The organism is Erysipelatoclostridium sp. An173, assembly GCF_963931465.1.
Classification (GTDB): domain Bacteria; phylum Bacillota_I; class Bacilli_A; order Erysipelotrichales; family Coprobacillaceae; genus Thomasclavelia; species Thomasclavelia merdavium.
Window position 1 is genome coordinate 1,176,006 of record NZ_OZ007017.1, and the last position, 12,240, is coordinate 1,188,245.

Consider the following 12,240-nt stretch of genomic DNA (forward strand, 5'->3'; position numbering starts at 1 on the left):
TTATAATCATAATAACATGGAGGTAATTATGACAGATAGTAGAATATGTATTGCTTTAGATTTTCAAACTAAAGAAGAAGTAAAAGAATTTTTAGAAAAATTCGGTGATGAAAAACTATATGTAAAAATCGGGATGGAATTATTCTATGGCGAAGGAATTGAAATGGTAAAGATGATCAAAGAAATGGGTCATAACATTTTCTTAGATTTAAAATTACATGATATTCCTAACACTGTAAAAAGTGCTATGAAACAATTAGCTAAATTAGATGTTGATATGATTAATGTTCATGCATCTGGAAGTATTGCAATGATGAAAGCAGCACTAGAAGGTTTAGAAGAAGGGAAAACTGGTGATAAAAGACCACTTTGTATCGCGGTTACTTGCTTAACATCATTAGATCAAGATGTTTTAGATAATGAATTATTAATTAATGAAAAATTAGAAAATGTTGTTTTAAAATGGGCAACTAATGCTAAAGCTGCTGGTTTAGACGGTGTAGTTTGTTCACCATTAGAATCAAAAATTATTCACGAAAATTTAGGAACAGATTTTTTAACAGTCACTCCTGGTATTCGTTTAGCTGATGATAGTGTTAATGATCAAAAACGAGTTACTACACCAGCAATGGCTAGAGAACTTACATCAAGCTATATCGTTGTAGGAAGAACAATCACTAGATCAAGTGATCCATATGCAACATACAAAAAAGTATATCAAGATTTTCAAGGGTAAAGGAGATTTATTAATAATGAAAAAGTTAATTGCTAAAGATTTATTAGATATTAAAGCAGTTTTTTTAAGACCAAATGAACCATTTACTTGGGCAAGTGGAATCAAATCACCAATTTATTGTGATAATCGTTTAACATTATCATATCCAAAAGTTCGTAAAGATGTAGAAAACGGACTTGCAAAATTAATTCAAGAAAACTTCCCTGATGCACAATGCTTAATGGGAACTGCTACTGCAGGAATTGCTCATGCAGCATTAACGGCTGAAATTTTAGATTTACCAATGGGATATGTTCGTGGTGGTGCTAAAAGCCATGGACGTAATAACCGTATTGAAGGTAAAATTGAACCTGGAATGAAAGTAGTAGTAGTTGAAGATTTAATTTCAACTGGTGGAAGTTCATTAGAATGTGTTGAAGCTTTACGTGAAGCTGGATGTGAAGTAATCGGTTTAGTAGCTATCTTTACTTATGGATTACCAAAAGCAACAACAAACTTTGAAGCAGCAAATTGCAAATTTGCAACAATCACTGATTATGATACATTGATCGAAGTTGCTAAAGAACATGATTATATTAAAGAAGCTGATATGGAAAAATTAAAAGCTTGGAAAAAAGATCCAAATGATGAAAGCTGGATGGAAAAATAATAATTTTATTTGCTAATAAACACCGGAAATGTTCCTTTTCGGTGTTTTTTTATTGAGATGAAATGTTAAACCTAGTATAATTAAGAAAATAATTACGGGGGTATGTAAATTGCGAAATTTAGAAAAAGTAAAAAATATAATTGTTAAAATTGGGTCATCTTCTTTATGTGATCAAAACGGAAATATTGATAAAGAAAAGATTTTAAATTTGATTCAACAAATAGCATATATTAAAAGAAAGAACATAAAAATTACATTAGTTAGTAGTGGTGCCATTAATGCTGGTGTCCATATTATGAATTTAAAACAACGACCCGATACAATACCCCAAAAACAGGCTTTAGCAGCTATTGGTCAAGCCTCGTTAATGCAAATATATGAGGATTTATTTAGTTTATTTAAATTAAAATGTGCCCAGATATTATTAAATCATGATGATTTCGATGATCGAAAACGATTAATGAATTTTAATAATGCAATGCAGGCGATAATTGATTATGATGTGGTTCCAATTATTAATGAAAATGATACTTTAGCAGTAGATGAAATCAAAGTTGGAGATAATGATACATTAGCATCGATGATCGTTCCTGCTGTTAATGCTGATTTAGTTATTATCGTAAGTGATATTGATGGATTATATGATGATAATCCTCATACAAATAAAGATGCTAAATTGATATCTAATGTTGCTGGTATAACCAAAACAATTGAAAATATGGCTAAAGATGCTTCTAGTAAAGTAGGAACTGGTGGCATGATTACTAAAATTAAAGCAGCGAAAATATGTAACGAATTTGGCTGTGATCTAGCAATCGTTAATGGTAACCAGCCTAATGTATTAATTGATTTGTTAGAAGGAAAGGAAGTAGGGACTTATTTTGATAGCACTCCAGTACGTCATTTAAGTTCAAGACAACATTGGATTATGTATCGAAGCATGCCTAAAGGTAAAATTATTGTTGATGATGGTGCTCGATTAGCTTTAGTTAATAAGCATACTAGTCTGTTACCTAAAGGGATAGTTAATGTAGAAGGAAATTTTTTAATGTCACAGATTGTTGATATTGTTGATTGTAATAATGATTTAATTGCTCGTGGTATTGCTAATTATTCTAGTGATGAAATTAGATTAATCAAGGGCTTAAATAGTAGTGAAATTGAAACAGTTCTTCATTATAAAGATTATGATGAAGTGGTTCATGCTAATAATTTAGTTTTAGTAAAAGAGGTGAATAAATAATGATTGAAAAACAATTAAAACAGGCTAAAAGAGCTTGTTTAAAAATGCAAAATATTGATAGTCAAACTAAGATAAAGGCATTACAAAAAATAAGTAGTAATTTATTAAGTAATGTTGATTATATTATAAATGAAAATAAAAAAGATATTGCTAATGCTAAAGAAAATGGTATTAGTGATGCAATGGTTGATCGTTTATTATTAACTAAAGAAAGAATTGAAAGTATTGCTAGGGATGTTTTAAAAGTTGCTGATTTAAATGATTGTATTGGTGAAGTAATTCGGGAGATTAAACGTCCTAATGGCCTTTTAATTAAACAGGTTAGAATCCCAATTGGGGTAGTGGCTGTAGTATATGAATCAAGACCAAATGTAACAGTTGATATTGCTTCTATTTGCATTAAAACAAATAATGTATGTGTTTTAAAAGGTGGTAAAGAAGCTATTAATTCTAATATTGCTTTAATAAAAGTTATTAATGAAGCGATCGAAGATATTTTACCAGATCATGTTGTTAATTTGATTGAAAATAATGATCGTCAAGTAGTAACTGAATTAATATGTGCTAATGATTATGTTGATGTTATTATTCCACGAGGTGGGGCAGGATTAATTCAACATGTAGTTAAAAATGCTACAGTACCTGTTATTGAAACAGGAGCAGGCATTTGTCATTTATATGTCGATAGTCAGGCTGATTTAAAGATGGCTGTAGATATTGCAGTTAATGCTAAAATTTCGCGTCCTTCTGTATGTAATGCTATTGAAACAATTTTGGTTCATCAAGATGTAGCAGGTGAATTTTTAACAGCATTAAAACCACAGTTTAAGCAAATTAAAGTATTTGGTGATGAGGAATCTTTAAAATATATTGATGGTACTATTGCTACTGAAAAGAATTATGCAACTGAATATGATGACTACATCTGTAATATTAAAGTTGTAAAAAATATTGATGAAGCAATCGAACACATTTATAATTATTCAACAAAACATTCTGAAAGTATTATTACTACAAATAATGATACTGCAAAATATTTTATGGAATCATTAGATTCAGCTTGTGTTTATCATAATGCTTCAACTCGTTTTACTGATGGTGGTGAATTTGGTTTTGGAGCTGAAGTAGGAATTAGTACTCAAAAACTTCATGCTCGAGGACCAATTGGATTACCAGAAATGACATCAACAAAATATTTGATTTTTGGAAATGGTCAAATTAGATAAATTTTGATAAGATCTGCTTTTTTTAGCGGATCTTATTTTTATTTAATATTTATGTAAAAATATGGTAAATAATTAATATTGACATTAGTTAGTGTACTAACTATAATCATTAGTATACTAACTAATTGTTAGTGGTGTAGGAGAAAGGAGGAGAGTTATGACTGATTTGAGTTTTGATGATATTCAAGCAATAATAGTAAAGTTTAAAAGTTTAAATAAAACTATGCATTATACTTTAATGAAAGAAACTGAAGAATTTGGAATGTCACCTGAACAAACAAGATTATTATTGATTTTAAAAAGTCATCAAAACATAACACAAAAAGTTTTAGCGAAAAAATTAAATATTACTAAAGCAACGTTATCAGTGCGTTTACAAAGACTTGAAAAGATGGGTTATGTAAGTAAAACTCAAGATAAAAAAGATAAACGAAACTATATTATAAATATTACTGAAAATGGAGAAATCTTTTTTCAAGCAGCAACAAAAGTAATGCAGAAAAAAGCTATGAGTATTTTTGATGGCGTTTCTAAAGAACAAATAATGGTTATTAATGATGTTATTGACATCATGAAAAAAAATATTGAAAGATGTAAAGGAGAACAATAATGCTAAAATTAAAACATTATTTTAAAAAGTTTTGGGCTCCAATTTTACTTTGTGTTGGATTATTATTTTTACAGTCACAATCAGAATTAGCATTGCCAGATTATATGTCTGATATTGTTTCAGTAGGGATCCAGGCTGGTGGATTTGATAGTGCTGTAAGTGATGTTTTAAGTATTGAAACTTATAATCATTTATATGTAATGATGGATGAAGATGATCAAAAGGAATTTGAGGATGCTTATCATTTTGTTGAAAGTGCCGATTTAGATGAGGATACTAAAGAAAAATTCCCACAAGCTCAAAAACAAGGCATCTATGAATTAAAAGATTTAAACTCAGATGAGTTTGAAGACTTAGAAGATATTATGGTAAAACCAATGTTGATGGTAACTTCAATTGATAGTATGGAGGTAAACAGTGAAGAATATCAAAAACAGTTTGGTTCATTGCCTGCAGGAATGACACCATATGATGCTATTGCAATGATGGATGAAGCTACTAAAGAGCAGATGTTTAGTCAAATTGATACCCAAATGGAAACAATGGGTGAATCTACTTTAAAGATTGCAGCTGGAAATGGTGTTAAAGCAGAATATGAAAAACTTGGCTGTGATAGTGCTACAGTTCAAAATGAATATATTTTACAAACTGGTGTTAAGATGCTAGGAGTAGCCTTAGCAGGTACTATCTGTGCTGTTGCATGTGGTTTTTTAGCTAGTAAAGTTGGTGCAGGGGTATCAAGAATTTTAAGAAGTGAAGTCTTTAAAAAGGTAGAAAGTTTCTCTAATGAGGAATTTAATAAATTTTCAACTGCATCATTAATTACAAGAACGACTAATGATATTACTCAAGTTCAAATGGTAGTAGTAATGTTCATTAGAATAGTTTGTTTTGCGCCTATGATGGGTATTGGAGCATTGATTAAAGCATTTAGTAATACTCCATCAATGACATGGATTATTGGACTAGTTTTAATTGTTATTTTTGGTATTATTGGGGTTGCTTTTGCAATCGTAATGCCAAAATTCAAAATTGTGCAATCTTTAATTGACCGCTTAAATCTAACAATGCGTGAAAACTTATCAGGAATGTTAGTAATTAGAGCGTTTGGTAATGAAGAACACAGTGAAAAAAGATTTGAAAAAGCTAACCGTGATTTAACACGAGTTAATTTATTTGTTAATAGAACGATGTCGGCTTTAATGCCAATTATGATGTTTATTTTTAATGTTGTTACACTATTAATCGTATACTATGGTGCTAAACAAGTAGATTTAGGTAATATTGCAATTGGACAAATGATGGCATTTATGCAATATGCAATGCAAATAATTATGTCATTTTTAATGATTGCAATGATTGCAATCATGTTACCACGTGCTAGTGTAGCTGCAGATCGTATTTACGAAGTTTTATCAATGGAACCAAGAATTTTAGATCCAGAAAATCCAAAATCTTTTGATGAAACTAAAAAAGGATTAGTAGAGTTTAATAATGTTTCTTTTAGATATCCCGGAGCTAATGAAGCGGTATTAGAAAATATTAGTTTTACAGCCAAGCTAGGGGAAACAACTGCCTTTATTGGTTCAACTGGTTCTGGAAAAAGTACTTTAATTAATCTAATTCCTCGTTTCTATGAAGTGACTGAAGGAAGTATTAAAGTTGATGGTGTTGACATCCGTGATGTTAAACAACATGATTTAAGAGAAAAAATTGGTTTAGTACCACAAAAAGGATTATTATTTTCAGGAACAATCAAATCTAATTTAAAATATGGTGCTCCTGATATTAGTGATGAGCAATTAGAAGAAGCAATTAGAGTTGCTCAAGCTAAAGAATTTATCGATCAAAAAGAAGATGGTGTTGATAGTGAAATCTCTCAAGGTGGAACTAACGTTTCAGGTGGTCAAAAACAACGTTTAGCGATTGCAAGAGCGATTGCTAAAAACCCAGAAATCTTTATTTTTGATGATAGTTTTTCAGCCTTAGATTTTAAAACTGATGCAAAATTAAGACAGGAATTAAATGAAATGATCAAAAAGACTAAAAATACTGTCTTAATTGTTGGACAACGAATTGCTTCAATTATGAATGCTCAACAAATCATTGTTTTAGATGAAGGAAAAATTGTTGGGAAAGGAACTCACGAAGAGTTGATGAATACATGTGAAGTATATCAAGAAATTGCTTATTCACAATTATCAAAGGAGGAATTAGGACATGGGTAATCAAAAAAGAAATGGCCCTAAATTCGGACACGGAGGTATGCGTGGTAATAATGAAAAAGCTAAAGATTTTAAGGGTACTTTAACAAAGTTATTTAAATATCTAAGACCATATTATTTTAAATTAGTTGTTGTAATTTTATTTGCAGCAGCTTCAACCGTATTTTCTATTGTTGGTCCTAAAATATTAGCTAAAGCTACTGATAAGTTAAGTGAAGGTGTTTTAGCTAAAGTTGCTGGTACTGGCGGTATTGATTTTGAATACATTGGACATATCATCTTTATATTAGTATGTTTGTATTTGGTAAGTGCTTTATTTAGTTATATCCAAGGATTTATAACTTCAACAGTATCACAACGTGTTGCTTTTGATTTAAGAACATCTATATCAAAGAAGATGGATCGTATGCCATTAAGTTATTTTGATCGACATACAAGTGGTGATATTTTAAGTAGGGTTACTAATGATATTGATACAATTGCTCAATCATTAAACCAAAGTATGTCACAAGTAATTACTTCATCAGTTACAGTTGTTGGTATTTTTATAATGATGTTAACTATTTCGCCAATTATGACATTAATTGCAGTATGTGTTTTACCAGTATCAGTAATTTTGATTGGTTTTGTAATGAAACATTCACAAAAATATTTTGCTAGACAGCAAGCTGCTTTAGGTGATGTTAATGGTCATATTGAAGAAATGTATGGTGGACATAATGTCGTTAAAGCGTTTAATGGTGAAGAAGCATCAGTAAAACAGTTTAATGAATATAATGATGTTTTATATGAAAGTGCCTGGAAATCACAATTTTTCTCAGGTTTAATGCAACCAATTACGGGATTTGTCGGAAATGTTGGTTATGTTGCAGTATGTTTACTAGGTGGAATGTTAGCTAGTGGCAATACAATTACTATTGGTGATATTCAAGCATTTATCCAATATGTAAGACAATTTAATCAACCAATTAGTCAATTGGCTCAAACAATGAATATGTTACAAAGTACAGCAGCAGCTGCTGAACGTGTTTTTGAATTCTTAGATGAAGAAGAATTAGCTCAAGAAACACCTAAAATTACTAGTGAAGAGGTTAGTAATATTGAAGGTTCAGTAACTTTTGCTGATGTAAACTTTGGTTATTTAAAAGATCAAACAATTATTCATAATTTTAGTTTACATGTTCATTCTGGACAAACTGTTGCGATTGTTGGACCTACTGGTGCTGGTAAAACAACAATTGTAAAATTATTAATGCGATTCTATGAATTAAATAAAGGTAGCATAATGATTGATGGTAAAGATATTCGTGATTTTAGCCGCCATGATTTACGTTCTTTATTTGGTATGGTATTGCAAGATACATGGTTATTTAATGGAACAATTAAAGAAAATTTAGTTTATGGTAAATTAGATGCTAGCGATGAAGAAATTCAAGAAGCATGTAAGATAGCTTATGTTGATCATTTTGTTCAGACATTGGAAAATGGTTATGAAACAATTATTGATGAAGAATCGTCTAATATTTCTCAAGGACAAAAACAGCTTTTAACAATTGCTAGAGCATTTTTAAAAAATCCGAAAATTTTAATTCTTGATGAAGCAACATCTTCAGTTGATACTAGAACAGAAGTCTTGATTCAAAAAGGAATGGAAAAATTAATGGAAGGAAGAACAAGCTTCGTTATTGCCCATCGTTTATCAACAATCAGAGATGCTGATACTATTATTGTTATGAAAGATGGCGATATCGTTGAACTTGGAAATCACGATGATTTAATTGCTAAAAACGGCTTCTATGCTTCATTATATCGTTCTCAATTTGAAGGAGTATCACAATAAGAAACGGCTATTAAGCTGTTTCTTTTTTTGCCATTGATAATTATATTAGTTATAATATTGTTGAATGGAAGTGAAAAATGTGAAACAAAAATCGTTATTTGAAGATATGTCAAAAGAACCTTTAGCCAATCGATTACGGCCAGAAACCCTAGAAGAATATGTTGGTCAACAACATTTAATTGGTAAAGGAAAAGTATTATATCAATTAATAAATAGTGATATTGTTCCCTCAATGATTTTCTGGGGGCCACCAGGAGTTGGGAAAACAACATTGGCAAGGATTATTGCCAATCAAACCAAGGCAAAGTTTATTAATTTTAGTGCTGTAACAAGTGGTATTAAAGATATTAGAAAAGTAATGAAAGAGGCCCAGGAATTGCAAGATACTGGACAAAAAACAATTGTTTTTGTTGATGAAATTCATCGTTTCAATAAAGCTCAACAGGATGCTTTTTTACCTTATGTAGAAAGAGGTAGTATTATTCTAATTGGGGCAACGACTGAAAATCCTTCGTTCGAAGTTAATTCAGCGTTACTATCTAGATGTAAAGTATTTGTTTTAAAATCATTAAATGTTGATGATATTATGAAGTTACTAAAATATGCATTGATTAGTCCTAAAGGATTAAAATCATTGAATGTAAATATTGATGATGATCTATTATATATGATTGCTGGTTTTGCCAATGGTGATGCTAGAGTAGCTTTAAATACATTAGAGATGGCAGTTTTTAATGGAACATTTGAAGATAATCAAACATTTATAAATAAAGAAATTATTGAACAATGCATTAATCAAAAATCATTATTATATGATAAAAAAGGAGAAGAACACTACAATATAATAAGCGCATTACATAAATCAATGCGTAATAGTGATGTAGATGCTTCAATTTATTGGATGTCAAGAATGATTGAAGCAGGAGAGGATCCTTTATATGTTGCTCGTAGATTAATCCGTTTTGCTTCAGAAGATATTGGAATGGCTGATAGTCGTGCTTTAGAAATTGCTGTTGCTACTTATCAGGCATGTCATTATATTGGTATGCCAGAATGTAATGTGAATTTGGCACATTGTGTTACTTATTTGGCTTTAGCACCAAAATCAAATGCTTTATATGTTGCTTATGAAAAAGCTAAACGAGATGCTTTAAAAACAATTGCTGATCCAGTACCATTGCATATTCGTAATGCCCCAACTAAATTAATGAAAGAATTAAATTATGGAAAAGGCTATCAGTATGCTCATGATTATAGTAATAAAATTACTGATATGCAATGTTTGCCAGATAATATAAAAACTCATCGCTACTATTATCCAACCAATCAGGGAACTGAAGCTAAAGTAATAAAAAGATTGGAACAGATTGCTTATTTAAAAAAACATTTTAAAGATGGATAGTTTAATTTCTTAAAAATAACTTGTGATAAAGCCATTATTTTATTATAATTAAGCAGGTATCGAGAAGGGAAGGTTAAAATGATAAAAAATATTATTGGTGGTATTGCTATTGGTATTGCCAATGTCATCCCTGGTGTCAGTGGGGGAACAATGATGGTAATATTAGGAATCTTTAATCGAATGATGGAAGCGATAAGTGGAATTTTTAAACGAGTAAATCCTAATCGTAAGGATGATATTATCTTTATATTTCAAGTATTAGTTGGAGCAGCAATCGGGATTGTTGGTTTTGCAAAAATATTAGAAATATTATTCGAATACTATCCTACCCAAACAATTTATTGGTTTATTGGTTTAATTGCTTTTAGTATCCCATTATTTGTAAAAGGAGAAATGAAAGATGAAAAACTGGCTATTGTTCCTTTTATTTGCGGTCTAGCAATAATTTTTGGATTAGAATTTTTAAATCCTGGTGAAGGAAATACAGTTGTTAATCCAGACTTTCCACCACTTAGTTCTGGACTTTTTATTAAAATGGTAATCATTGGAGCGATATCAGGAGCAACAATGATTATGCCTGGTGTTAGTGGTAGTATGGTGTTATTGATTTTAGGTGAATACTATTTATTTAAATCATATTTAGCTCATGTAACAAGTTTTAGTCTTGATGTAATTATGCCGTTAGGTTTTATGGCAATTGGAATTGCTTTTGGAATTGTTGTTAGTGCTAAATTATGTCAATATTTTACTAGAACACATAAAGCAGGATTCTTAAGTTTAATTTTAGGTTTAATTATTGCTTCTTCATTGGTATTGATTCCTTTTGATGTTAGTTATGATTTTAATTTGATTTTAACATCATTATTAGCAGCACTTTTTGGTGGTATAATTGTATTTGGTTTATCAAAAATTCAATAATGAAAGATTGCTACTCGTAGCAATCTTTTGTTTTATAATGATTAATGGTGGAAAAATATATAAAAAGAATTATAATATAATTGTTATTCCAGGAGGTTAGCAAATGAACGTAGAAATAATTAATGTCGGAACAGAACTTTTATTAGGAGAAATTGTTAATACAAATGCTACTTATATTCAAAAAATGTGTAAGGAGCTTGGTTTTAATGTATATTTTCAAACTACAGTTGGTGATAATCATGATCGTTTTAAAGAATGCTTAGATATTGCTTTTAAAAGAGGTGCTGATTGTGTAATCACAACAGGTGGATTAGGACCAACTCAAGATGACTTAACTAAGGAATTGTCAGCTGAATATTTAGGGTTAGAGTTAATATATTTGGAAGATGAAGCAAACAAAGTTTATGAAAAGTGTCGCTTTGTTAATGGAAATGATGATGTACCAGACAATAATTTTAAACAAGCTTATTTTCCTGAAAATTGCTTTGTCTTAGAAAACGAAGTTGGAACTGCTAATGGTTGTGTCATGTCTAAAGATGAAAAAATGATTATTAATTTGCCAGGACCACCAAAAGAGATGAAGTTTGTTGTTGATCATGTTTTAAAAAATTATTTAAGCAAATATAAACAAGATATTATTTATACTGTAGATATTTTAACTATGGGAATTGGTGAAAGCAAAGTTGATGAAATACTAGCAGATTTAATAGATCATCAAAGTGATGTAAGTATCGCATTATATGCTTCAGAAGAAACGGTAAGAATTCGTTTGGGATGTAAGGCTAGTAATCAAGAGAATGCTGATAAAAAGATGGAACCAATCAAAGCAGAAATAGAGCAAGCACTTGGTAATTTCATTATTAAAGAAAAGAATTTAAAAGAAGCGTTGGAAAAGATCATGCCCGCATATTTTATATATTATGATTGTGATGATTTTAAATTACGTGATGGATTTAGTTTGGGTCATGGTGCTAGAAATGATTTGATGAATATTTATATTGACACTGAAAAACATAAATTAGGAACTATTATTAAAATCAAATTAGAATATCATGATCAAGTTGATTACTTTAAAGTACCATTATTAAATGATCCGACATTGTCTTATAATAAATTAGAATCTAAAATAATTGAACGTGTTTATCGTTTATTAACACAAAAATTAAATTAATATATTTTTAGATTGTTTAAAGATATTTATTAAATAATTTTACTATATTATTTACAAAATTTTTCTTTAATAATATTTATATGTTAAGATATTAATATATCAAAAACTATTTGTCGATGTCTATTATGTAAATAAAGCCGGAGTTCGACTGTGCTTATTATGAAATAATACAAATACTATTATGGCTATTGCTAAATGATGATAGAATAAATATATTTAT

10 protein-coding genes are annotated in these 12,240 nt (G+C 29.7%); all 10 read left to right on the forward strand.

Going from position 1 to position 12,240, the window contains the following annotated elements; translation table 11 throughout:
- Positions 1-28: 28 nt before the first annotated feature.
- Positions 29-736 (forward strand): orotidine-5'-phosphate decarboxylase, encoded by a 708-nt coding sequence (gene pyrF / locus ABGT36_RS06060; protein WP_087300305.1) that lies wholly within the window; start codon positions 29-31, stop codon positions 734-736.
- A gap of 16 nt (positions 737-752) precedes the next feature.
- Positions 753-1,385, forward strand: coding sequence for an orotate phosphoribosyltransferase (pyrE, locus tag ABGT36_RS06065; protein WP_087300352.1), 633 nt, complete (start codon positions 753-755; stop codon positions 1,383-1,385).
- A 109-nt stretch (positions 1,386-1,494) separates the two neighbouring features.
- Positions 1,495-2,628 carry a glutamate 5-kinase gene (proB, locus tag ABGT36_RS06070; protein ID WP_087373155.1) on the forward strand — a complete coding sequence of 378 codons (1,134 nt, stop codon included), beginning with the start codon at positions 1,495-1,497 and terminating at the stop codon, positions 2,626-2,628.
- Positions 2,628-3,854 carry a glutamate-5-semialdehyde dehydrogenase gene (locus tag ABGT36_RS06075; RefSeq protein WP_346677211.1) on the forward strand — a complete coding sequence of 409 codons (1,227 nt, stop codon included), beginning with the start codon at positions 2,628-2,630 and terminating at the stop codon, positions 3,852-3,854. The genes proB and ABGT36_RS06075 overlap by 1 nt, the downstream gene beginning before the upstream one ends.
- Before the next feature lie 157 nt (positions 3,855-4,011).
- Positions 4,012-4,464 (forward strand): MarR family winged helix-turn-helix transcriptional regulator, encoded by a 453-nt coding sequence (locus ABGT36_RS06080; protein WP_087373160.1) that lies wholly within the window; start codon positions 4,012-4,014, stop codon positions 4,462-4,464.
- Complete coding sequence (locus ABGT36_RS06085; protein WP_346677213.1) at positions 4,464-6,692, forward strand: ABC transporter ATP-binding protein; 2,229 nt, start codon at positions 4,464-4,466, stop codon at positions 6,690-6,692. Before ABGT36_RS06080 ends, ABGT36_RS06085 begins: the two co-directional genes overlap by 1 nt.
- Positions 6,685-8,529 carry an ABC transporter ATP-binding protein gene (locus tag ABGT36_RS06090; RefSeq protein ID WP_346677215.1) on the forward strand — a complete coding sequence of 615 codons (1,845 nt, stop codon included), beginning with the start codon at positions 6,685-6,687 and terminating at the stop codon, positions 8,527-8,529. Before ABGT36_RS06085 ends, ABGT36_RS06090 begins: the two co-directional genes overlap by 8 nt.
- 64 nt (positions 8,530-8,593) lie before the next feature.
- The gene (locus tag ABGT36_RS06095) at positions 8,594-9,931 is read left to right on the forward strand and encodes a replication-associated recombination protein A (RefSeq protein ID WP_346677217.1); all 1,338 of its coding nucleotides are present in this window, start codon (positions 8,594-8,596) and stop codon (positions 9,929-9,931) included.
- Between the two features lie 78 nt (positions 9,932-10,009).
- Entirely contained in the window at positions 10,010-10,849 is an 840-nt protein-coding gene (locus tag ABGT36_RS06100; protein ID WP_346677219.1) for an undecaprenyl phosphate translocase family protein, read from the forward strand.
- A 103-nt stretch (positions 10,850-10,952) separates the two neighbouring features.
- A complete protein-coding gene (locus tag ABGT36_RS06105; RefSeq protein ID WP_346677221.1) occupies positions 10,953-12,020 on the forward strand; it encodes a molybdopterin-binding protein in 1,068 nt (355 codons plus the stop codon).
- Positions 12,021-12,240: the final 220 nt, after the last annotated feature.